Origin of the sequence: Rhodococcoides corynebacterioides, from assembly GCF_019834675.1 — a bacterium.
GTDB classification, from domain to species: domain Bacteria; phylum Actinomycetota; class Actinomycetes; order Mycobacteriales; family Mycobacteriaceae; genus Rhodococcoides; species Rhodococcoides corynebacterioides_A.
Map to the genome: position 1 here is coordinate 577,485 of NZ_JABUBU010000001.1, position 22,494 is coordinate 599,978.

The 22,494-nt window shown below is 69.4% G+C and carries 25 protein-coding genes and 1 pseudogene; 16 read left to right on the forward strand and 10 right to left on the reverse strand.

The window, feature by feature from the left end:
- Positions 1-90 precede the first annotated feature (90 nt).
- From sigE to tatB, 4 genes are all read left to right on the forward strand, one after another.
- The gene (gene sigE / locus HQ603_RS02735; RefSeq protein WP_222682801.1) at positions 91-705 is read left to right on the forward strand and encodes an RNA polymerase sigma factor SigE; all 615 of its coding nucleotides are present in this window, start codon (positions 91-93) and stop codon (positions 703-705) included.
- A 102-nt stretch (positions 706-807) separates the two neighbouring features.
- Complete coding sequence (locus HQ603_RS02740; RefSeq protein ID WP_308126329.1) at positions 808-1,146, forward strand: hypothetical protein; 339 nt, start codon at positions 808-810, stop codon at positions 1,144-1,146.
- A 9-nt stretch (positions 1,147-1,155) separates the two neighbouring features.
- The gene (locus HQ603_RS02745; RefSeq protein ID WP_371830953.1) at positions 1,156-2,637 is read left to right on the forward strand and encodes a S1C family serine protease; all 1,482 of its coding nucleotides are present in this window, start codon (positions 1,156-1,158) and stop codon (positions 2,635-2,637) included.
- A gap of 28 nt (positions 2,638-2,665) precedes the next feature.
- Entirely contained in the window at positions 2,666-3,091 is a 426-nt protein-coding gene (gene tatB / locus HQ603_RS02750; RefSeq protein WP_222682802.1) for a Sec-independent protein translocase protein TatB, read from the forward strand.
- A gap of 33 nt (positions 3,092-3,124) precedes the next feature.
- Here the strand turns inward: tatB and HQ603_RS02755 are convergent.
- Positions 3,125-3,379, reverse strand: a pseudogene (locus HQ603_RS02755) (RidA family protein); the annotation flags it as partial.
- A gap of 143 nt (positions 3,380-3,522) precedes the next feature.
- Between HQ603_RS02755 and HQ603_RS02760 the strand changes: the two are divergent.
- Entirely contained in the window at positions 3,523-3,726 is a 204-nt protein-coding gene (locus HQ603_RS02760) for an IS110 family transposase (protein ID WP_222683310.1), read from the forward strand.
- 11 nt (positions 3,727-3,737) lie between these two features.
- Here HQ603_RS02760 and HQ603_RS18795 read toward each other — a convergent pair whose 3' ends face one another.
- The gene (locus tag HQ603_RS18795) at positions 3,738-3,860 is read right to left on the reverse strand and encodes a hypothetical protein (RefSeq protein WP_261773196.1); all 123 of its coding nucleotides are present in this window, start codon (positions 3,858-3,860) and stop codon (positions 3,738-3,740) included.
- 364 nt (positions 3,861-4,224) lie between these two features.
- Here HQ603_RS18795 and HQ603_RS02765 point away from each other — a divergent pair, with 364 nt between their 5' ends.
- Entirely contained in the window at positions 4,225-4,725 is a 501-nt protein-coding gene (locus HQ603_RS02765; protein ID WP_222682804.1) for a hypothetical protein, read from the forward strand.
- A gap of 90 nt (positions 4,726-4,815) precedes the next feature.
- On the opposite strand, the gene HQ603_RS02770 is transcribed toward HQ603_RS02765, so the two are convergent.
- Entirely contained in the window at positions 4,816-5,298 is a 483-nt protein-coding gene (locus tag HQ603_RS02770) for a hypothetical protein (protein WP_222682805.1), read from the reverse strand.
- Positions 5,299-5,873: 575 nt separating this feature from the next.
- Here HQ603_RS02770 and HQ603_RS02775 point away from each other — a divergent pair.
- Positions 5,874-7,787, forward strand: coding sequence for an HNH endonuclease signature motif containing protein (locus tag HQ603_RS02775; protein WP_222682806.1), 1,914 nt, complete (start codon positions 5,874-5,876; stop codon positions 7,785-7,787).
- A gap of 14 nt (positions 7,788-7,801) precedes the next feature.
- On the opposite strand, the gene HQ603_RS02780 is transcribed toward HQ603_RS02775, so the two are convergent.
- The 5 genes from HQ603_RS02780 to HQ603_RS02800 form a co-directional block, all read right to left on the reverse strand.
- Complete coding sequence (locus HQ603_RS02780) at positions 7,802-8,938, reverse strand: Mrp/NBP35 family ATP-binding protein (protein WP_068102300.1); 1,137 nt, start codon at positions 8,936-8,938, stop codon at positions 7,802-7,804.
- A 19-nt stretch (positions 8,939-8,957) separates the two neighbouring features.
- Positions 8,958-9,806 carry a lytic transglycosylase domain-containing protein gene (locus HQ603_RS02785; RefSeq protein ID WP_222682807.1) on the reverse strand — a complete coding sequence of 283 codons (849 nt, stop codon included), beginning with the start codon at positions 9,804-9,806 and terminating at the stop codon, positions 8,958-8,960.
- Positions 9,807-9,916: 110 nt separating this feature from the next.
- Entirely contained in the window at positions 9,917-11,017 is a 1,101-nt protein-coding gene (locus tag HQ603_RS02790) for a lytic transglycosylase domain-containing protein (protein ID WP_222682808.1), read from the reverse strand.
- A gap of 66 nt (positions 11,018-11,083) precedes the next feature.
- Complete coding sequence (locus tag HQ603_RS02795; RefSeq protein WP_222682809.1) at positions 11,084-11,656, reverse strand: DUF1003 domain-containing protein; 573 nt, start codon at positions 11,654-11,656, stop codon at positions 11,084-11,086.
- On the reverse strand, positions 11,649-12,926 hold the full coding sequence (locus HQ603_RS02800) for a magnesium transporter MgtE N-terminal domain-containing protein (RefSeq protein WP_222682810.1): 1,278 nt from the start codon (positions 12,924-12,926) through the stop codon (positions 11,649-11,651). The genes HQ603_RS02795 and HQ603_RS02800 overlap by 8 nt, the downstream gene beginning before the upstream one ends.
- A gap of 58 nt (positions 12,927-12,984) precedes the next feature.
- Here HQ603_RS02800 and HQ603_RS02805 point away from each other — a divergent pair, with 58 nt between their 5' ends.
- The 6 genes from HQ603_RS02805 (at position 12,985) to HQ603_RS02830 (ending at position 18,957) form a co-directional block, all read left to right on the forward strand.
- Complete coding sequence (locus HQ603_RS02805; protein ID WP_308126330.1) at positions 12,985-13,965, forward strand: HpcH/HpaI aldolase/citrate lyase family protein; 981 nt, start codon at positions 12,985-12,987, stop codon at positions 13,963-13,965.
- A gap of 4 nt (positions 13,966-13,969) precedes the next feature.
- Positions 13,970-14,461 (forward strand): general stress protein, encoded by a 492-nt coding sequence (locus HQ603_RS02810; protein WP_222682812.1) that lies wholly within the window; start codon positions 13,970-13,972, stop codon positions 14,459-14,461.
- 182 nt (positions 14,462-14,643) lie between these two features.
- Positions 14,644-16,017, forward strand: coding sequence for an extracellular solute-binding protein (locus tag HQ603_RS02815; protein ID WP_222682813.1), 1,374 nt, complete (start codon positions 14,644-14,646; stop codon positions 16,015-16,017).
- Complete coding sequence (locus HQ603_RS02820) at positions 16,014-16,955, forward strand: carbohydrate ABC transporter permease (RefSeq protein ID WP_222682814.1); 942 nt, start codon at positions 16,014-16,016, stop codon at positions 16,953-16,955. Before HQ603_RS02815 ends, HQ603_RS02820 begins: the two co-directional genes overlap by 4 nt.
- A gap of 3 nt (positions 16,956-16,958) precedes the next feature.
- Positions 16,959-17,789 carry a carbohydrate ABC transporter permease gene (locus tag HQ603_RS02825; RefSeq protein ID WP_068152231.1) on the forward strand — a complete coding sequence of 277 codons (831 nt, stop codon included), beginning with the start codon at positions 16,959-16,961 and terminating at the stop codon, positions 17,787-17,789.
- Between the two features lie 4 nt (positions 17,790-17,793).
- Positions 17,794-18,957, forward strand: coding sequence for an ABC transporter ATP-binding protein (locus HQ603_RS02830; protein ID WP_222682815.1), 1,164 nt, complete (start codon positions 17,794-17,796; stop codon positions 18,955-18,957).
- A gap of 31 nt (positions 18,958-18,988) precedes the next feature.
- Here the strand turns inward: HQ603_RS02830 and HQ603_RS02835 are convergent, their stop codons facing one another.
- Together HQ603_RS02835 and HQ603_RS02840 are read right to left on the reverse strand one after the other, a co-directional pair.
- Positions 18,989-19,837, reverse strand: a complete 849-nt coding sequence (locus HQ603_RS02835; RefSeq protein WP_222682816.1) for a chromosome partitioning protein ParB — start codon at positions 19,835-19,837, stop codon at positions 18,989-18,991.
- Positions 19,827-20,549 (reverse strand): metallophosphoesterase family protein, encoded by a 723-nt coding sequence (locus tag HQ603_RS02840; RefSeq protein ID WP_222682817.1) that lies wholly within the window; start codon positions 20,547-20,549, stop codon positions 19,827-19,829. Before HQ603_RS02840 ends, HQ603_RS02835 begins: the two co-directional genes overlap by 11 nt.
- 97 nt (positions 20,550-20,646) lie before the next feature.
- Here HQ603_RS02840 and HQ603_RS02845 point away from each other — a divergent pair, with 97 nt between their 5' ends.
- From HQ603_RS02845 to HQ603_RS02855, 3 genes are read left to right on the forward strand one after another with little or no spacing between them, the layout of a single operon-like run.
- Complete coding sequence (locus HQ603_RS02845) at positions 20,647-21,225, forward strand: suppressor of fused domain protein (protein WP_308126331.1); 579 nt, start codon at positions 20,647-20,649, stop codon at positions 21,223-21,225.
- A gap of 13 nt (positions 21,226-21,238) precedes the next feature.
- A complete protein-coding gene (locus tag HQ603_RS02850; protein ID WP_308126332.1) occupies positions 21,239-22,123 on the forward strand; it encodes a PHP domain-containing protein in 885 nt (294 codons plus the stop codon).
- Positions 22,120-22,377 carry a hypothetical protein gene (locus HQ603_RS02855; protein WP_222682819.1) on the forward strand — a complete coding sequence of 86 codons (258 nt, stop codon included), beginning with the start codon at positions 22,120-22,122 and terminating at the stop codon, positions 22,375-22,377. The genes HQ603_RS02850 and HQ603_RS02855 overlap by 4 nt, the downstream gene beginning before the upstream one ends.
- The last annotated feature ends 117 nt before the right edge of the window (positions 22,378-22,494 follow it).

The following is a 22,494-nucleotide window of genomic DNA, read 5'->3' on the forward strand; positions in this document are numbered from 1 at the left end:
CACCAGTCCGGGTTGTCTCGATCACCGAATCACTGCCGAGAGCCGGCGGCCGATCGTCGATCCCCCGACCAGGAGGACCCAGAGGATCACATGAACCCGATTGCACGCGAACACGCCGCCGAGCCCGCACTGTCCGGCACCGCCGTCTTCGACGCGACCGGTGACGCCACGTCCATGCCGTCCTGGGACGACCTGGTGCGCGAGCACGGCGATCGGGTCTACCGCCTGGCCTACCGGTTGTCCGGCAACGCGCAGGACGCCGAGGACCTCACGCAGGACACCTTCATCCGCGTCTTCCGGTCGCTGCAGAGCTACCAGCCCGGCACGTTCGAGGGGTGGCTGCACCGCATCACCACCAACCTCTTCCTGGACATGGTTCGTCGCCGCAGCCGCATCCGCATGGAGGCGCTGCCGGAGGACTACGACCGGGTGCCCTCCGACCGACCGGATCCGGAGCAGATCTACCACGACGCGCGGCTCGACCCCGACCTGCAGGCCGCGCTCGACTCGCTGGCCCCGGAGTTCCGCGCGGCGATCGTGCTGTGCGACATCGAGGGCCTGTCCTACGAGGAGATCGGCGCCACCCTGGGCGTCAAGCTCGGCACGGTCCGCAGCCGTATCCACCGCGGTCGTCAGGCGTTGCGCGACCACCTCGCCGCCACACGCACCGAGGCAGGCGCACGCGCCGGGTCCCGCGGGAACTGATCGCGATCGTCGCCCGTTGGGCAACCGATCGGTATCGTGGCGAGCGGTTCATCGCGACGACACACCGGGACCCCGATCGGCACACTGCAGTGGAGGAGAACCATGACACGCGCGCGTCGGCAGTTCAATCCCACCGAGCACCTCGCCAGCGAGGCCGTGGCCGCCTACGTCGACGGTGAGTTGCGGATGAACGCGTATCTGCGCGCCGCGCATCACGTGTCCGAATGCCCCGAGTGCGCGGCCGAGGTCGACGCCCAGCAGCAGGCCCGCATCGCGTTGCGGTCCTCCGAACAGGTGACCATGCCGACGTCGCTCATGGGTCTGCTGCACCAGATTCCCGATCGGCACTGCGACGCTGCCGGCGAGGGACGGCCCGGCGCGTTGCCGACGTTCCGAGGCGGCATCGCCTCCGGTCTCTCCGGCCGATTCCGGCGACGGTAGCCTGCGCGAGTGGAGCCCGACGGAACCGCTGCACCCGACCGAGACGAGCAGTACGACGGCGACGACACCGAACGTCGTCTGCCGCCGCGTCCCCTCTATCGACCCGTCGTCGATCCCCACACCTCCCGCGCGTTCGGGCGCCCGGACGGGGTGGAGCGATCGTTCCCGCCGCCGACGGACCGGGCGACCGAGTACGTCCCGTCGTCACCGCCGCCGGACCCGATGCTGGCCGAGGCCTTCGGCCGTCCGCCGGGCGTCACCGAATCGTTGGTGCGCGAGCCCGAGGACGGCGCCGTGGAGGAGGTGCCCGCTCCCGTCGACCCGTGGCGGGACCCCGCGGCGGCGGTCACCGCGGTGGCTCCGGCCGCCGCGCCCCCCGAGCCCGCACCCGCGGCGCCGGGCGACAAGCTCGGCGTCCGTGAGGTGCTGTTCGGCCGCCGCGTCGGCGCCCGCGCCCTCGCCACTCTCGCGGCGGTCGCCCTGGTCGTCGGCCTGCTCGGTGGGGTGGTCGGCAGCATCGCGGCGGATCTCGGTGGATCGTTGACCAGCTCCCGCGTCACGCTCGCCCAGGAGGGCAGCGATCTGCCACCCGGCCAGGTCGCGCGGGTCGCCGAGGCCGTGCTGCCGTCGGTGGTGTCGGTGCAGGAGACGTTCGGCGAGAACGCCGGAACGGGGTCGGGAGTCGTCGTCGACGGCGCCGGCTACATCGTCACCAACAATCACGTGATCTCCATGGCCGCCACCAACCCGGACGCCACGCTGTCGGTCACGTTCTCCGACGGCACCAAGGTGCCGGCGCGCATCGTCGGCCGGGACGTCAAGACCGACCTGGCCGTGCTCTCCACGGACGCGACCGGCCTCACGGTCGCGCAGCTCGGTCGGTCCGAGGACGTCGCGGTGGGCGACGACGTCGTGGCCGTCGGTTCGCCGTTGGGCCTGAGCAAGACCGTCACCCGCGGCATCGTCAGTGCTCTCGACCGCCCGGTGCGGCTGTCGGGGGAGGGGACCGACACCGATGCGGTCATCGACGCCGTCCAGACCGACGCCGCGATCAACCCGGGCAACTCCGGCGGTCCGCTCATCGACGCGGAAGGCCGGGTCATCGGCATCAACTCCGCCATCCGCAGCGAGAGCGGCGGATCCGTCGGCCTGGGGTTCGCCATCCCGATCGACGACGTCACCGAGGTGGTGCAGTCCCTCATCCGCACCGGATCGATGATTCACCCGGACATCGGCGTCACTGCCCGCACCGTGGTCAACGACGCCCTCAGCGGCGCCCGAGTGGCCAACGTGACGGCGGGCGGTCCTGCCCAGCAGGCGGGCATCGTCGAGGGCGACGTGATCGTGCGGGTGGGTGACCGCACCGTGTCGGGCGCCGACGAGTTGGTGGTCGCCGTGCAGGAGCAGCAGATCGGTCAGGCCATCTCGGTGCAGGTGGTGCGATCGGGCCGCACCGTGGACATCACCGTCACGCCCACGCCGGACGCATGATCGTGCCCCGGCCCCGTAGGCTGTAGCGGTGTTCGCGAACATCGGTTGGGGCGAGATGCTCGTCCTTCTCATCGCCGCACTCGTCATCCTCGGACCCGAGCGTCTGCCCGGCGCCGTCACCTGGGTCACCAAGTCCCTGCGCCAGGTGCGCGACTACGCGTCCGGCGCCAGTGCCCAGCTGAAGGACGAGCTGGGGACCGATTTCGACGATCTGCGGAAGCCACTCGCGGACCTCAACCAACTGCGCAAGATGACCCCGCGCGCCGTGGTCACCAAGCATCTGCTCGACGGCGACGACTCCATCTTCACGGGCAACTTCGACAAGCCCGCCGGGGGTGCGGCCGCCGCCGGTTCGCAGTCTCCGTCCTCGTCGTCGCGCCCGTCGCTGTCGAAGGAGTCCTCCGGCACCGTGGCCCGGAACGAGCGACCCCCGATCGACCCCGACGCCACGTAGACACGCCGTTCGGGGCCGCCACGGTAGGGAGCGTCATGCGACGGCGGTCCCGTCGAGCTCGACCATCTGGCCGGGGATCGCCAGACGGGTGACGCCGAGCATCGTGGTCGTCGGGGCGACCCCCGCCGCCGCGAGCCTGCCGGCCAGCACGCCGTACTGCGGAAACAGTGCGTCGACGTCGGTGGTGTAGACGTTGAGGCGGACCAGGTTCGCCAGTGACATGCCGGCGTCGACGAGCACGGCCTCGAGGTTCGCCACAGTCAGGGAGAGCTGAGCCGCCATGTCCCCCGTTATCTTCTTCGACCAGACCACCCACCCTGGTGCCCTGGCCGTCTCCCGCCGGTATGGCTTCGAGGTCCCCTGACGTTTCCCACGTCTTTGCGAGCGTCGCCGCCGGCGGGAGAAGGCGTCGGATCACCGCTGAAAGAGGCATGGCCGAGCGCGACGAACGGGTCTGCACAACCTGGGTGACGGGTGACGATGACGCGACCGACAACGCCAAGACCGACGCCCGCGACGCCTATGTCATCGCCGACGCTGCACGAACGCTCCCTGACGTGCTGTTACCGATCGAGGTATCGACCACCCGTCAGCGTGGACACGGGCCTCGCAGCGTGAGGGCGGCGGGCTCCTAGAGCCAACGGCCTCAGCCCGGCGAGAAACCCCCGAGGTCGAACAACACCATCATGAGGGCGAACGGGAGAAACCCGACGACGAACATCAGCGTCCCGAGGAGGGCGAACCAGCGTGTGCGTCCCGCGATCGTCATGGCTGCGCCGCTGAGTAGCGCCACGGTCAGCGGCGGAGCGGCCCAGATGACCCAGTAGCGGGTCGGCGGGGAGGGGGGGGTCGACGTCGCGCTGAAGACTGGAGGGCACGGCGTACCCCGTCCCGCTGCCGGGTCTGGTGCGAACCTTCCCGCCCAGAAGGCGGTGAAGAATCCGAGGGCGATCGTGCCGAGGACTGCCACGATCGCGACGACAGGTCCGTTGACGTCGCTGCGCCGTGAGAACGATGGGGGCCCGGAAGCAGTCATCGCGTCAGCTTCAGTCGCAATCGGCACGGATCGGATCGGCGCGATCGTGGCAACGTGGCGGTCTCACCGAAGGAACGTCGTGCGGGACACTGAGGGAATGACGGTCCTGTGGATGCTCGAAGACCTCGAATGGTGGCCGAACGCTCCAGAACCACGTGACGTCTTCAGCCCCACCACCTATTGGGCTTCACCCGAGGAGATGGATCTACCTCCCGAAGTCGTCACAGAAACACCAGTAACGGTCGAGGAAGTGCACATGGACGGGTACACCGAACGCATCGCGCACCTCGGCAACGGATTCACCACTCTGCTGGGTAAAGGCGGTGGCCCCACCGGCGTCACGATGTTGACGGGCTGCCTTGTCTGGGACCATTACCTGTGGACCGAGTACCGCACGACACCCACCGGAAATGTGCGTCTCGTCGAGCGACGGGGAGGGATCGTCCAACGAGTGACCCGGGACGAAACGACCCATCCGGGTGTGTTCAGCATTCACCCGAGCGGCCCGACCAAGTATCAAATCGGTGAAGCGGACGACGGGTACGAGTTCTGCTGGCATGCGTCGATGGTCGAGCTCGTGCACGCCGAAACCGAGTAGCGACCCACATCGAACGGCGTCGACGCCAGACCGACAAAGGCGTTCAGATTGGCCTTTGTCGCCTGTAACACCTCTTTGAGCTGCAGCATCTCAATCGGCGAGCAGGCCGATCGAGGCTACGGACCGGTCTGTGCGAGGGTCTCGCCACATCGCCTCGCCATCGACGATTGTCGGCAACAGCAGCCGCTTCTCCTCGATTGGCCACTGAATCCAGGGTGGGTATCCGGCGAGTTTGGTCTGCACGATGTCCGCTACGAGGACTGTCGCGTCGGCTAGCGACTGATCCATGTGCAGGCCGGCGCCGACCGTGACCCCCACTGTCCTGTCGTCGTTGCTATTGGCCCTGACACGTGCGCGGGGCCGCGGACCGTCGCTATGCACGCCGAGGTGAATGTCGCCCGTTTCGAGTACGGAGATAGTCCACTGAAGACGGTCGATATCCAAGTTCGCGCCGTGTCGACGCCACCGTAGGTCGGATCCCACCGCGAAACACGCATCGACCATCTGAGTTGGCGCACCCAATCCCGACTCGGGCAACAGTGGCAGCGTCCATTCGTCGACGAACTCGTACATCGGGGACCACATCGGGCCCAGTGTGGCCAACTTCGGCATTCACCGCTGACGAAATCGACGTTTGGACGAGCCGAGACGGGGTGTGAGTCATCGGTGGGGTGACCGCAAATCTGAGGGGCCGGAATTACTGACGGGGTTCGGCAGAGGAAGGACGGGTGTCATTGGGCTTGCGTAGAACATAGAAGCACTCGTGCTCGGCCCGGCCGTCCGCGTTCATCGCCGTCTGCCCGGAGATGTACAGGGTCCGCGTCTCGCCCGACACGATCTCGCCCTGGTTGAGGCCCATCTTCTTCGATCACGTCACCGGATTGACTGCCGTACGTTCTATAGGTGCTCCATTCGCCGGTCTCGCAGCGCCCGGCGAGCCTGGTGGCTGCCGTCCTCGACGCCGCACCGTCAGCATCCCGGCGAATCACGACGGCGAAGCGCTATCGCTCCTGTCCATCCCGTTTCCGTCGACGTGTTCGCTCATGACGCGTGAGTACCGCTGCTCTCGGGTTCGTGCGTGCGTGTCATGGACCGTGTCGGTGGGTGCCGGTACACTCGAACATACGAGCGACTGGGGGGTCGACAGCATGGCTGCAGTGCAGGTGGGGACACAGTCCGCGGTGACGTCGTGGGCTGCGCTGGACCACGCCGCGCTCGGCTTGCCGGCCACGACCGACCTACCTGCTGCGGAGGCGTTGGACGCGTTGGTGCACGCGACGGCCGGGGTGTCCTACCTCGAATGGTTCAAGTACCAGCTCGCCGCCGTCATGCACACGGAGTTGGTGGTGCCGTTCGAGGACGAGGACCGCCGGGAGTTCGATGCGTTCACCCGCTGCGCCGCCTCGATCGCCACCACCCTGTCGATCACTCAGTGGGCGGCGTCCACTCTGCTGACCGACTCCGTCGCGCTGCGGGATCGACTCCCCACGGTGGCGCAGTGTCTGCGGGACGGGGTGGTCACCCCACATCACATTCGCACCATCGTCTCCCGGACGGAGTTGATCGAGGGGCAGTGCTACGCCGCCCTCGTCGACGCCGACATCGCCGCCGCCCTCCGCAAACCCGGAACCTGGTCTAAGAAGCGGGTGGAGACGATGGTCGACAAGATGGTGCACCGCCGTAACCCGGACGCCGTCCGTGAACACCGCGCCAGGGTGGCGAGGAAGCGCAACTTTTCCGTCGAGACCGGGCGGGACGGGATGGCCACGACGACGGACACCCGGTCCGCCGAAGACACCGCCCTCGCCGCCGCCGCGGTGCAGCGGTTGGCAGGGCAGGTGTGCCCGAAGGACACCCGATCGACGGCGGCGCGGGCATCGGATGCGCACTACGCGTTGGTCACTCAGACCGAGTTCGGGTGCGACTGCGACCGCCCGATCACCGACTGCCGCTACAAGAACATCGACGTCAGCAAGTTCGCAGCGACCGCTCCGCGCATCGTGATCCACGTCGTCACCGACACCACCACCCTCACCGGCCCCGTCCCCGCACCCGAGAACGAGAGGGTGTGCAGGTCGCCACAGCACCTGCCGCGACCGAACACCGAGCCCACCCCTGCGTCTCTTCTGCCCGAGGCCGAGGCCGAGGTTCAGGCCGAACCTGCCGCGAATGTGGCCACGGCCGAGTCGGTGGCGCCGGAGCCGTCTGCGTCGGATCCCGTTGCGATGGAACCGGTTCAAGCGGAGCCGGTTGCATCGGAGCCGGTTGCAGCGGATCAATCCGTCACCGCAGTCCAGGCCGACGCCGCCGCGGACCCGACCTCCATCGATCGGTCCGCGGCGGAACAGCCTGCGGCGGAGGGCCTGCGCGGGTGCGAGGAGCCGGTCGGTCTCGACGCCGTCGACGGCGTCGGATTCCTCTCCGGCATCGGCATCATCTCCGGCGCCCACGTCCGCGGCCTCGCCACCGATCCGCGCTCGGTGATCCGCTCGTTGGGTGACGGCACCGACACCCCACTCCCGGCGACGCAACCGTCGAACCCGTACCGACCTTCGGCGGCACTCGATGCGTACGTGCGGGCAAGAGATCAGTTCTGCACCTGGCCCGGCTGCAACAAGCCGGCGTGGGACGCCGACCTCGACCACATCACCGAATACGACCACACCCACCCCGACCGGGGCGGCCAGACATCGGCCACCGGGTTGGGCGCCAAATGCCGTTTCCATCACCTACTGAAAACGTTCGGGGACTTCGTCGACGACCAGTACCCCGACCCCACCAATCCGAGTCGGCTGATCCGCACCATCACCATCCCCGAGGGACGGACGGTGCTGGGTCCGGCGTTCACCGGCCACGACACCCACCCCGGACTCGACATGATCGTCTTCGGCGACCCACCGCCACCGCGACCACCCGGTCTCACCGAACGCCGACGACCCGCCCCTCGCACCGAGCAGAAACACGCCCGCCGCCGACAAGAGCGGAACCGCAACCGCCTCCGCAACCTCGGACTACCGGCGACCCCGGCCGAGGCGGCGGACCACGAACCACCCCCGTTCTGACGGGCAGGGGTGGGTTACAGGTGACGCGTGGTGTCGATGCCGAGGCTCATGCCGGCGAGCCCGCGACTGCGGACGGACAGCTTCTCGGCGACCTCAGTGAGAGCGCGGGCCGCCGGGGTGTCGGGCGCGCCGAGCACGATGGGAACGCCCTCGTCCCCACCTTCCCGCACCGCCGTGTCGAGTGGAATCTGGCCCAGGAGCGGAACTTTCGCACCGACCGCGGTGGTGAGGCGATCGGCCACGGCCTGTCCGCCACCGGTGCCGAAGACGTCCATGCGCGTGCCGTCGGGCAGCTCGAGCCAGGACATGTTCTCCACGACGCCGACCACCCGCTGGCGGGTCTGGAGGGCGATGGCCCCGGCACGCTCGGCGACCTCGGCCGCCGCCTGCTGGGGCGTGGTGACCACCAGGATCTCCGCGCCCGGGATGAGCTGCGCCACCGAGATCGCGACGTCACCGGTACCGGGCGGGAGGTCGAGCAGGAGGATGTCGAGATCGCCCCAGAACACGTCGGCCAGGAACTGCTGCAGCGCACGGTGCAGCATGGGCCCGCGCCACACGACCGGGGTGTTGCCCTGGGTGAACTGGGCGATCGAGATCATCTTCACCTCGTGCGCGACGGGCGGCATGATCATGCGCTCGACCTGCGTCGGCCGTGCATCGGTCCCCAGCATCCGGGGCACGGAGTGGCCGTAGATGTCGGCGTCCAGCACCCCGACGGACAGACCCTTGGCGGCCATGGCGGCCGCGAGATTGACGGTGACGGAGGACTTTCCGACTCCACCCTTGCCCGAGGCGACCGCGTAGACGCGGGTCAGCGAGCCCGGCTGGGCGAAGGGGATGACCGGCTCGGCCGAGTCGCCGCGCAGCGACTTCCGCAGCTCGGTGCGCTGCTCGTCGTTCATCACGTCGAGTTCGACGCGGATCTCGCCGACGCCGGCGACGTCGGCGACGGCGGTGCGCACCCGGTCACTGATCTCGGTCTTCATGGGGCAGCCGGCGGTGGTGAGGTAGATGCCGACGTCCACCGACCCGTCGTCACCGACGGCGACGCTCTTGACCATGCCGAGCTCGGTGATGGGCTTGCGAATCTCGGGGTCGTTCACACGCGCGAGCGCGCTGCGGACGTCCGATTCGATGACTGCGGGCATACCTCGATGGTATGCGGGCCTAGTGGATGCGAGGCAGGTCGCCCTCGGCGGGAGCGATTCCGGTGGAGTAGGCGACGGACCAGGCGACCACGTTGGCCACGTACGCCATCGAGTTGTTGTAGCGCAGGATGGCCTGCGTGGCCTGGACGGGATCGGCCATGTTAAGGCCGCCGTCGCACAGGTACTTGCCGGTGGTGGCGGCACTGTCGAACAGGTTCTGAGGATCGGCCTTGCCGTCTCCGTTACCGTCGGTGGCGTAGCGCTTCCACGTCTCGGGGAGGAACTGCATGGGGCCGACGGCGCGGTCGTACACCGCGTCACCGTCGAGCTCGCCGCCGTCGGTGTCGTAGATCACGTTGTTCCCGGCCAGGCTGCCGTCGAGTCGCGGTCCGAGGATCGGCTCGAGCAGGGTGCCGTCCGGGGCCACCTTGCCGTCGTTGGCGTGGGTGGACTCGACGCGGCCGATGCCGGCGAGAAGGGACCACGACATGTTGCAGCCGGGCACCGTCTCGTGCAGGATCCGCTCCGCGTTGCGATAGGCCTCGACGTTGACCGCCGGCACTCCCAGCGGGTGCGCGACGACGCTCTCCGGCAGCGCCGGACCGGGATCGACGACGGGGGCCGGTGCGGGCTCGGGCGCGGGGGCGGGCGGTTCGGGGCTGACGGGAGCCGGAGCGGGGGTGGTGTCGATGCGGCTCGCGTCCAGCGGCACCTCGTGGGATGCGACCCGCGTCTGGAGGAACGGGATGTCGGCGCCCGCCGCATAGCTGCTGGCGACGGCGATGCCCCCGGCGGGGATCAAGCCGGTCAACGCGATCACCGAATTCCGGCGTAGTGCGGAAGTCGATTTCTTGCGGTGCCGACCCACTGATGTACCTCCTCGCCGCTCGCCGGACTCGTGATCCGTGAGCGACTGCTCCGACGTGTAAGTGCCGGGAGCGAGGGTACCGTATCCGTTGCCGTTCTGTTATCCGGTCGTTATGGAGTGGGTGCTGTGCTGTCGGTGACCGCCGGTGCCGTGACGGTCTGCGCCGGAGGAGCCGGCGAACAGAGCAGGCACGGGATGGTCGGCAATTCGAAGGTCGGCAGCGGCGGCAACCCCTCGATCCCGAACGCCGGCGGCGGCGTGGTCGTCGTGACCGGGGCGAGCGTGGTGGGCAGGGCGCTCGTGGTGCTCGGATCGGTGCTCGGCGCGACGTCCGCGGCGCCCGGCGCGGCGGCGGCGATCGCGAGCGCGTCGACCGGCGACGGAATGGGCGTCGGGTCCCCGATACGTCCGGGAACCGGGCTGGCGCCGCCCGAGTACGCCGCCGACCACGAGAGCACGTTGGCGGTGTACGCGGCCGAGTTGTTGTAGCGCATCACGGCCGCCGTGGCGTCCGCGGCCTTGGTCATGTCGAGGCCACCCGAGCACAGGTACTTGCCCGCCGCGGCCGCCGCGTCGAAGACGTTGTTGGGATCGGACTTGCCGTCGCCGTTGCCGTCGGTGGCGTACGCCGCCCACGTCGACGGGATGAACTGCATGGGCCCCACCGCGCGGTCGTGGGTCGAATTGCCGTCCAGCGCACCGCCGTCCGTGTCGGTGATGACGGCGTCGGCGGCCGAGCGACCGTCCAGCGGCGGTCCGAGGACGGGCGTCAACGTGGTTCCGGTGACGTCGGTGCGTCCGCCGCCGGCGTGCCCGGACTCGATACGGCCGATGGCGGCGAGCAGATGCCAGGGCAGCCTGCACCCGGGGATCGTGGTGGCGGTCAGGGCCTCGGCCGCCCGGTAGGCCTGCAACACGAGATCCGGAATGCCGAGGGCGCCGACGAGGATGTTCGCCGCCGGCGCGCCGGGTGCGGCCGGGGGCGCTCCGGCGGGTGCGGATGCCGTCGGCGACCGGAACGTGGCGGCGGTGCGCTCGGGCGGGTCGACCAGACCCACCGCGGTGTCACGGGAGGCCACGGGCGCCGCCGCGACGACGGCCGCGGGGTACGCCGTCGCCCGGTTCGCGGAGCTGGGTGTGGCCGAGCCCGCGGCCACCGTGACAGCACCGAGCAGGAGCACCGACGCACTCACGACACCGCCGACACGCATACGCACCAACCCCCACCGATCACACCGTGCGCACTTCTTCGGACCCGACGCGCAGTGTGACCGAGGTTACCGGCGCGTGTCCTCGCTGTGGTCGAAACGAGTCGGTTCGTCCGGTTCCTCCAGGCGGCGTCGCGACTTCTTGCGCGGGCGCTCGTCGGCGAGCGACGGATCGGCGAGCACCGCCTTCAGATCGTCGAGCTCGCGACGCAGATAGTCGCGCGTCGCGACCTCGCCGACGGCGATACGGAGCGCGGCGAGTTCCCGGGCGAGGAACTCGGTGTCCGCCTTGGTCTGGGCGGCCCGTGCGCGGTCCTCCTCGAGCGAGACGCGGTCCCGGTCGTCCTGGCGGTTCTGGGCCAGCAGGATGAGCGGCGCGGCGTACGCGGCCTGCGTCGAGAACGCGAGGTTCAGCAGGATGAAGGGATACGGGTCCCACTGCAGGCTGAGCGCGAACACGTTCAGCAGGATCCAGACCACCACGATGATCGTCTGGATCGCCAGGTACCGGCCGGTGCCCAGGAAGCGCGCGACGTTCTCGCCCGTGCGTCCGATCGCGTCGACGTCGATGTCCACTCGGAACCGCCGTGAACCGCGCGGGGTGTCCAGCCGCTGCCGTGCGGAAATGCCCCCGTCACTCATGACCCACGTGCTCCTGTTCGCGCCAGTCGTCCGGCAGTAGGTGATCGAGGACGTCGTCCACCGTCACCGCGCCGATGAGGTGCTCCTCCTCGTCCACCACCGGTCCGCAGACCAGGTTGTACGCGGCGAAGTAGCGCGTGACGGCGCCCAGTCCGTCGTCGGGGGACAGGGTCGACAGCGTCGTGTCGATCACCCCGCCGACCAACGACGCCGGGGGTTCTCGCAGAAGTTGTTGCAGGTGTACGCAGCCGAGGTAGCGGCCGGTCGGGGTCGCGGTCGGCGGACGGACCACGAATACCAGCGACGCGAGGGCGGGCGTCAGATCGGGGTTGCGGGCACGTGCGAGCGCCTCGGCGACGGTCGCGGACGCGCTGAGCACCACCGGCTCCGGGGTCATGAGACCGCCGGCGGTGTCGGGCGAGTGCTCGAGCAGCCGTCGCACCGGTTCGGAGTCCTGCGGGTCCATCAGCCGCAGCAGAGCTTCCGCCTCCGGCTCGGGCAGTTCGCCGAGGAGGTCCGCCGCGTCGTCCGGGTCCATCGCCTCGAGCACGTCGGCGGCGCGGCCCGGCTCGAGGGTCTGGACCAGGTCGATCTGGTCGTCGTCCGGAAGTTCCTGGATGACGTCGGCCAATCGCTGATCGTCGAGCGCGAACGCCACCTCGAGTCGACGCTTCTCCGGCAGGTCGCGAATCGCGTCCGCGACGTCGGCGGGACGCAGGCCGTCGAACTGCGCGAGCAACTGCGAGACACCCTGACCGGGTTGCGACAGGTCCATCTGAGTCAGACCCTGCACGTTCTGCCAGTCGATGACGTGCATGCTGCCCCGCCGGCCCAGGCGAGTGCGGTGCGGCCGCACCGCGACGCGCGAGACCACCCAGTCCCGCGTGCGGGTCTGCTCGATCCCCAGATCGACGACGACGGCGTCGACGCCGTGCAGGTCGGGGGCGTCCGGATCGTCGGTGCGGACGTGGGAGTCGAGCACCTGAGCGAGCGCGAGGACCTCACCGGGCCGTTGCGAGAACCGCCGCAGACTGACGTTGCCGGTGGTGAGGGTGACCGACGTCGGCTCGACGGCCGTCACGCGCAGCATGGGGACGAAGATCTTGCGTCGGGTCGCCAGATCCACGACGAGGCCCAGGACGCGCGGCTGTTGTCGGCCGATGCGCACGGTGATCACGATGTCGCGGACCCGGCCGATCGACTCGCCGTCGGGTCCGAGCACCACCAGACCCGCGAGTCGAGCGGCGAACACCTTGTTCACAGCAGCCATGGGACGCAAGGGTAGACGGACACGCGACCACGCCCGGCGGGTGACTAGGGTCGGCGCCGTGACCACTCCCTCCGACCGGTCGGCGCTGCTCCGGCGTTCGGTCCTGGCCGTGCCCGGCAGCAACCCGTCGATGATGAGCAAGGCGCGCGGCCTGCCCGCCGACGCGGTGTTCCTCGATCTCGAGGACGCCGTCGCACCGGCCGCCAAGGTCGCGGCGCGGGCGTCGGTCGTCGACGCGCTGCGCGCCGACGACTGGGGATCGCAGCGCCGGATGGTGCGGGTCAACGACTGGACGACGGCACACACGCTGCGGGACCTGACCGACGTCGTCGGGCCGGCGGGTGACCGGGTCGAGGTGATCGTCCTGCCCAAGGTGCGCTCCGCCGGCGAGGTGCAGGCGCTGGACCTCATCCTCACCCAGCTCGAACGCGAGCACGAGCTGCCGGTGGGACGGATCGGTATCGATGCGCAGATCGAGGACGCGCGCGGTCTGCTGCACGTCGACGCCATCGCGTCCGCGTCGCCGCGGCTCGAGGCGTTGGTGTTCGGGCCGGGCGACTTCATGGCCGACATCGGGATGCGCACGCTGACGGTGGGGGAGCAGCCGCCGGGACTCGCGCACGGCGACGCCTACCACCACGTCCTGATGTCGATTCTCGTCGCGGCACGCGCACACGGCGTCGCCGCCGTCGACGGGCCGTGGGTGCAGGTGCGCGACGCGGCGGGATTCGCCGCGTCCGCCCGACACGCGGCCGCACTCGGATACGACGGCAAATGGGTGTTGCACCCCACGCAGATCGCCGCGGCCAACGAGATCTTCGCCCCGCGCCAGGAGGACTTCGACCGCGCCGTCGCGATCGTGGAGGCCTACGCCCGACACCTGTCCGCGGAGGGTGGACACCGCGGCGCGGTGATGGTCGGCGACGAGATGGTCGACGAGGCCGGGCACCGGATCGCCCGGGCGGTCGCCGCGGCGGGGCGTGCGGCGGGGATGTCCGTCACGGCCGACGGCGCGACCGCCGTTGACCGGGCACAATGAGCGCATGACGAATCCTCTGTCGCAGCCGGGGCGGCCCGGCCAGGGTCTGCCCACTCCGCCGTCGGGATGGCCCATCGGGTCCTACCCCACGTACGCCGAGGCGCAGCGTGCCGTCGACTACCTCTCCGATCAGGAGTTCTCGGTGCAGGACGTCACCATCGTCGGCGTCGACCTCATGCAGGTCGAGCGGGTCATCGGTCGACTCACCTGGCCGAAAGTCATTGGTGGAGGCATTCTCTCGGGTGCGTGGCTCGGTGTCTTCCTCGGCCTGATCCTGGCGATCGTCACCAACACCAACTACTTCAGCGCCCTCGTGGTCGGTGTCCTCGGTGGTGTGGTCTTCGGTCTGATCTCCGCCTCCATTCCCTACGCCGCCACGCGGGGGCAGCGCGACTTCGCCTCGACCATGCAGCTGGTGGCCGGTCGGTACGACGTCCTCTGCGAACCCAAGACCGCCGAGAAGGCGCGGGATCTGTTGGCGCGACTGGCCATTTGACGTCCGAGCCGGCCCGCCCCGGCGCCCCGGATACCGAATGGGTCACGGACTTGCACCAAGCCCCGATTTTCCGTCCTGCCGTGGACTAGGTTCCCCTTCGCAGGGAATGCGTGTCCAACGAAGCACACGCTGCGGAGTCGGGCCCCGTCCGGTGCCTTCCTTCTGCGGCAGAGGAGGCGGTCGTGCCGAAGAGGTACAGGGCGAGGAAACTCGCGGCGACGAGCGCCGCGGTGGTGGTGGCTGGCGGGCTGTTGGCGGGGTGTGGATCCTCCGACGACGGCGTCGTTCTCAGCTTCTACACCGCGGCCGACGGCGCGGAGCAGTACGCCGCGGCAGCGCAGGCGTGCACGGAGCAGTCCGGCGGTGCCTATCGCGTGCAGCAGATGACACTGCCGAAGAGCGCGAACGATCAACGGTTGCAGCTGGCCCGGCGCCTCGCGGGCAATGACCGCTCGCTCGACCTCATGACGCTCGACGTCGTGTGGACGGCCGAGTTCGCGGAGGCGGGATGGGCGCTGCCCGTGCCGGACGATCTGTCGGCCAAGCTGCAGGACGGGTCGGTGCTCGAGGGTCCGCTCGAGACAGCGCGGTGGTTGGACCCGGCGACCGGTGAGCGCACCAAGCTCTTCGCCGTTCCGCTGAACTCCAACACCCAGTTGCTGTGGTACCGGCCGGATCTCGTGCCGAACGGTCAGCCGCCCGCCACGTGGGACGACCTCATCGCCGTCGCCGGCGAGAACGCCGCGGCCGGCAAGCCCGCCGCGCTCGGTGTGCAGGCGAAGCAGTACGAGGGCTTCATGGTGTGGTTCAACACGCTGCTCGAGAGTGCCGGCGGTCAGGTGGTCGCCGAGGACGGCGTCACCCAGAACCTCAACGACACCCCCGAGCACCGGGCCGCGACCGAGAAGGCCCTGTCGATCATCAAGGCGGTCGCCACCGCGCCCGGCGCCGACCCGTCGGTCTCGCAGAGCGACGAGGGCACCGCCCGTCTGGGCGTCGAGGCCGGCACCATGTTCGCCGAGGTGAACTACCCCTTCGTGCTGCCGGGTCTGAAGGAGAACGCCGCCGCCGGCGGCGTGTCCTTCCTCGACCTGTCGTCGGTGCCGGCGGAACAGCAGGACGCCGCGGTGAACGAGGTCTTCCGCAGCGCGCCGTACCCGGCTGTGCTCCCGGACAAGGACGCCGAGGTGACCATCGGTGGGTTCAACATCGGTGTCGCGAAGACCACGGAGCATCCCGACGAGGCGTGGGCCGCGGTGGAGTGCCTGACCAACCGCGAGAACCAGCGCAACAACGCCGTCGAGGGCGGCGTGCCCCCGGTGATCCGCGAGCTCTACGACGACCCGGACTTCCAGGCCGCCTACCCGGCGTGGGAGGGCGTGCTCGACTCGATCAACAAGGCGGCCGTGCGGCCCGTGTCGCCTGCCTACCAGGCGATCTCGATCCTCTTGACCGACGCGATGCATCCGCCGCAGTCCATCGACCCGGTGGGTGACGTCGATCGTCTCGCCGACCTGGTGACGCAGGCCGTGAACTCGGAAGGGCTGATCCCGTGACCGCTACCGCCGACACCGCGCGGCCGCACAAGCACTCCAAGCAGGCCGAGGAGGCACGCTCGGAGGGCAAGAAGGCCGAGCGGCGACTGGGACTGCTGCTGGTGGCGCCCGCCGCCATCATGATGCTGGCGGTCACTGCCTACCCGATCGTCTACGCGTTCTGGTTGTCCCTGCAGAAGTACAACCTGGCATTCCCCGACGAGCGCGAATTCGTGGGTCTGTCCAACTACGCCGCCGTGCTCACCGACGGCTACTGGTGGACGGCGTTCACCGTCACCGTGGTCATCACGGTCATCTCGGTGGCCATCGAGTTCGTGCTCGGTCTCGCGGTCGCTCTGATCATGCACCGCACCATCTTCGGGCGCGGACTGGTCCGCACCGTGGTGCTGATCCCGTACGGCATCGTGACCGTGGCCGCGGCCTACAGCTGGTACTACGCCTGGACGCCCGAGACGGGCTACCTGGCCAACCTGTTGCCCGACGGCAGTGCGCCGCTGACACAACAGATTCCGTCGCTCGCCATCGTGGTCCTGGCCGAGGTGTGGAAGACCACCCCGTTCATGGCGCTGCTGCTCCTGGCGGGACTCGCGTTGGTCCCGGACGACCTGCTCAAGGCCGCCCAGGTCGACGGGGCCGGAGCGTGGACGCGGTTGCTGCGCATCATCATTCCGCTGATGAAGCCGGCCATCCTGGTGGCGCTGCTGTTCCGCACGCTGGACGCGTTCCGCATCTTCGACAACATCTACGTGCTCACCCGAGGCAGCAATCAGACGGGGTCGGTGTCGATCCTGGGGTACAACAACCTCTTCGGTGCGTTCAACCTCGGACTGGGATCGGCGATCAGCGTCCTGATCTTCTTCTGCGTCGCCATCATCGCCTTCGTCTTCATCAAACTGTTCGGGGCCTCCGCACCCGGCTCGGACACGGAAGGGCGCTGACCCATGGCCGCAACCACCAAGACGAAAGCCGGCTGGTCCATCGTCAACCTGCTGGTCCTGCTGTACGCGTTGATTCCGCTGGTGTGGATCATCTCGCTGTCCTTCAAGCCGGTGGCGAACATCGCGGACGGCAAGTTCATCCCCACCACGTGGACGCTGGACAACTACAAGGGCATCTTCCAGACCTCGCAGTTCACCAGCGCCCTGATCAACTCCATCGGTATCGGACTGATCACCACGGCGATCGCCGTCGTCATCGGCACCATGGCCGCCTACGCGGTCGCGCGTCTGGACTTCCCCGGCAAGAAGCTGCTGGTGGGTTCCGCCCTGTTGATCGCGATGTTTCCCCAGATCTCGCTGGTGACACCGCTGTTCGACATCGAGCGTGCGCTCGGGCTGTTCGACACCTGGCCGGGACTGATCCTGCCGTACATCACCTTCGCGCTGCCGCTGGCGATCTACACGCTCTCGGCCTTCTTCCGGGAGATCCCGTGGGAGCTCGAGAAGGCGGCCAAGATGGACGGCGCGACCCCAGGTCAGGCCTTCCGCAAGGTCATCGCCCCGCTCGCGGCCCCCGGCATCGTCACCGCCGCGATCCTGGTGTTCATCTTCGCCTGGAACGACCTGCTGCTGGCGATCTCCCTCACGGCCACCGAACGCTCGGTCACCGTGCCGGCAGCCATCTCTCAGTTCACCGGCAGTTCCCAGTTCGAGGAACCGACGGGATCCATCGCGGCCGCCGCGGTGGTCATCACCATCCCGATCATCATCTTCGTGCTCTTCTTCCAACGTCGTATCGTGGCGGGCCTGACGTCCGGCGCAGTGAAGGGATAGACCCATGGCCGAAATCGTTCTCGACAAGGTGACCAAGCTGTACCCGGACGGCGCCGCTGCGGTCAGCGACGTCGACATCACGATCGCCGACGGGGAGTTCATCATCCTCGTGGGACCGTCGGGATGCGGAAAGTCCACGACCCTCAACATGATCGCGGGGCTCGAGGACATCTCCAGCGGCGAGCTGCGGATCGCGGGGGAGCGCGTCAACGAGCGCGCGCCGAAGGACCGTGACATCGCGATGGTGTTCCAGTCCTACGCGCTGTACCCGCACATGACGGTGCGCGACAACATCGCGTTCCCGCTCACGCTCGCGAAGATGAGCAAGTCGGAGATCAACCAGAAGGTCGAGGAGGCTGCGAAGATCCTCGACCTCGGTCAGCACCTCGACCGCAAGCCGTCCAACCTCTCCGGCGGTCAGCGTCAGCGCGTGGCCATGGGACGCGCGATCGTGCGCAGCCCCAAGGCCTTCCTCATGGACGAGCCGCTGTCCAACCTCGACGCCAAGCTGCGCGTGCAGATGCGCACCGAGATCGCGCAGCTGCAGAACCGGCTGGGCACCACCACCGTCTACGTCACTCACGATCAGACCGAGGCCATGACCCTCGGCGACCGGGTGGTGGTCCTGCGCGGCGGACTCGTGCAGCAGATCGGCTCGCCGCAGGAGCTCTACGACCGTCCGCGGAACCTGTTCGTCGCCGGGTTCATCGGCTCGCCGTCGATGAACTTCCTGCCCGGCACGCTCACCGACGCCGGGGTGCGCACCCCGCTCGGCGACATCGCGCTGGACGGCGAGGCGCGCCAGAAGGTGGCGGGCAAGAACGCGAAGGGCGAGGTGGTCGTCGGTATCCGGCCCGAGCACCTCGAGGACGCCGCACTGATGGAGTCCTACCAGCGCATCGACGGCAGCACGTTCTCCGCGCGCGTCGACGTGCTCGAGTCGATGGGGTCGGACAAGTACGTCTACTTCTCCGCCGACGGCCCCGGCGTCAGCTCGCGGGAGCTCGACGAGTTGGCCGCGGACGCCGGCACGGACGTCACCGGGCAGCTCGTCGCCCGCGTCGCCGCCGAGTCGCGGGCCCGCATCGGCGAGAAGATCGACCTGTGGTTCGACCCGCGCCGCGTGCAGGTCTTCGACACCGAGTCCGGGGCCAACCTGACGCTCTGATCGAGGAAGCCAGGACGACGCGCCCCGCTGCTCAGCGGGGCGCGTTGTCCTTCAACTGCGCCAGGATCTCGTCGTTCCAGATGTGGCTGCGCACCAGGCGATACCGCTCCCGCGCCACCCACATGTAGGCCTCGGCGTCGGTGTGCCGGGTCAACATCCCGCCCACCGAGCGCACCATGCGGACCACCGGCAGGAACTCCTCGCCGAACCACCGCCGCGCCACCGTGCGGCGGTCGACGAACTCGCCGAGTTCCTGCATCAACCGAAAACCCCACGCCTCCACCGCATCACTGAGCTCCGCGTACTGCCACGGGTCGGTGAACTCGATGGCGTCGCGGGACTTGCCCGTCAACGGCACCCGGCTGAAGAAGATGCGGCGGTGGTCCTTGACCAGCAGATCACCGCGGCTCGAGATGCCGTCGGGGGAGATGCGGGTGACGATCTCCGTTACGTACGCCTCGATCGTGCTGTGGTGCATGGCGCACGCGATCGACACCCGGTGGTGACCGTCGATGACGAAGTGCATCGGGCCCACCCGGTAGACCTGGATCGGGGGCATCGACTCGCCGCGACGCCATGCCGTCGCCAAGCGTTGCCAGCGCTCGCGCGTCCGCGCGGACGTCGGGCGGAAATACCGGTCGAAATCCCGTGTGCGGTCGACGCTTCCGACGATCGAGTCGACGCGGATCACCTCCAGACCGAGGCGACGCTCGCCCACCCGGCCCAGCGCGGCGACCACCTCGTCGAACGGCAGGATGGTGTTGACGTCGTCCGGTTGGCGACGCAGCCAGCCCACGAGACGCGCGACGTCGGCGCGGCGCCGCTGGCGGGAGAAATCGTTCTGCGCGTCGGCGGCGGGGAATCCGGTGTCACGAACCATGGCGACGTCTTTCGATCACGGGCGGCTCGGCGCCGCCGGGGGTCAGGGTGAACAGGGCGTAACCCACGGTGTTGAGGACGAGAGCTCCGTGCAGTTCGTGGTCGACCGGCCGTGAGCCGTGCGGATGGACGTGACCGTGCACCAGCATCCGCGGACGCAGTTTCTCGGTGACGGTGTGCAGGCAGCGGAACCCGCGGTGCGGAGCGTCGTCCCCGTCGCCCACACCCGCCGGCGGGCTGTGCGTGAGCAGGATGTCCACCCCGCGGCTGGTTCCGTCGGCCTCGGTGGTGCGGCGCAGGCGCGGGTGCCACGCGTCGGTGCGGATCAACGTCCCCGACCGTCGGCGTTGCTGGCTCTCCGTCCACTGATTCGGCCCGGTGCGGTAGCGGATCGAGCCACCCAGTCCCGCGATCCGCAGACCGGCGGCGGCCACGATGCGCCGATCGGCGTTGATCGCGCCGCCGGGGCCCGGCCACGACGTCGGCAACCCGGCGCGCATCCACCCCACCCGGCCGGCGGAGTACCCGGTCAGATCCGCATCGTGATTGCCCGGAACGAAGACGCACGGGGCGTCGGCCACGTTCGCCAGGTGCTCGAGGTAGGCGAAGGGCAGGTCACCCGCACCCAGCACCAGATCCACCTCGAAGGGCAACCGGCGGGCGTTCCACAGTCCCTCGACGACCTCGTCGGACACAGTCAGGACTCGCACCACGCAGACGACCGTACCGGGCGGGGGAGAACGCGGGTGGTTGTATGGACCGGTGGCGAGTGAGGCGGGAACCAACCCGGTCGAGGCAGTTCGAGCGCACGTGTCGTCCCGGTGGGGCGGGTCGCCGGTCGCGGCGTCGCGGACGTTCCTGGGCCTCGAACCGATCGACGTCCTGCTGTTCACGCACGCACCCGACGCGCTGCTGCGCCTGGTCACCGTCGGCTGCGCCCGGCACCCCATGACCGACCCGACGGCCGCCCTCGCCGACCCGCTCCGCGGACCGCGGGCGGAACTGGTTCTGACGTTGCGGGTGAGCGACCCCGCCGTCACCGAGGTGTGGAAGACCTTGGCCGTCCTGGCCGCGGCGCCCGCGGTCGAAGGCGTGGTCCTCACCGCCGACGCGCTGCTCGACGCCGGGGAGTCGCTGTGGCCGGGCGCCCCCTTCACCGCCGTGCTGCTGGGAGCCTCAAACCCCGACGACCCCGACGACCTCGACGACCTCGCCCTGCCCGATCCGATGGACCCCGTGCAGTTCCTCGCCGCCGTCCCGGTCACCGCGACGGAGGCCGCCTGGGTGCGCCTGCGCGGTGCCGACGCGCTGCGCGAGGCGTGGACCGAGGCCGGCATCGACGTGCGCGACCCCACCCGGACCGCAGCGACCCTCGGACCGGCGGGCTGACAGACTGAACCCCGTGTCCGACTGCATCGATCTGCACACCCACAGCACCGCCTCCGACGGCACCGACAGCCCCCGCGGCGTGGTCGAGGCCGCGATCGCGGCCGGTGTCACCGTGCTCGCGCTGACCGACCACGACACCACCGCGGGCTGGGCCGAGGCCGAGCAGGCCGTGCGCAGCCGCGCCGACGCCCCGACGTTGGTGCGGGGCATGGAGATGTCCTGCACCGGACGCGGCGAGGACGGCGACCCCGTCACCGTGCACCTGCTGGCGTACCTCTTCGACGCCGAGAACGCGGTACTGAAGGCGGAACGGCAGCGCCTGCGGGACGAGCGAGTCACCCGCCTGCGCAGCATGATCGGCAAGATGGCGGCCGCCGGGTACGACGTCGACGCCGACGCGATCCTCGCCGCCGCCGGCCCCAGCGCCGGACGTCCCCACCTCGCCCGCGCGCTGGTCGACCTCGGCGTGGTGTCGACGGTGGGCGAGGCCTTCGAGGACCTGCTGAAGACCGGCGGGCAGTTCTACGTCGAGAAGACCGACGCCCCCCTCGACGACGCCGTCGCCATGATCGCCGCCGCCGGCGGCGTCTCCGTGATCGCGCACGCCCGGGCGCGCACGCGCGGTCGGCTCCTGCACCTCGACCACATCCTCGAGCTCGCACAGGGCGGTCTGCTCGGCGGACTCGAGGTCGATCACCCCGACCACGACCCGGCCGACGCCGCGCTGCTGCGCGGTATCGCCCGCGAGCACGATCTGATCGTCACCGGATCCAGCGACTACCACGGCACCAACAAGACCACCCCGATTGCCGCCCGCACCACCGCCCCCGAGCAGTACGCCACCCTCGTGGACCGCGCGACGGGCATCGACGTGGTGCTCCCGGGGGGCAGCCGATGAGGGCGCTCTCCGGATCCGTCACCGCCGGGCTGGTCGTCCTCACCGCCGTCGTCGTCGCCGCCGCGATCATCGGCGGGGACCGCGGCTTCCCCGGGCCCGGCACCGCCAGCGTGACCTGGCACGTCGTCGCCGTCGTCGCGGCCCTGGTCCTGCAACACCTCGCCGACCACCGCACCCGCGCGGTGTCCGTCCTCGGCTCCCTCGGCGTCCTCGCCGTGGCCGGGGCTCTGTTGTGGACGCAGTGGTGGAATTGACGCGGCGCGTCGCGGCGGAACTGACGCACCGCGTCGCGGCGGAACTGACTCTCGAGTAACCACGCCGTCGGGAATCTGGCACACTGGACCCACTCGTAGCGCCGCCACCCGCGGCGT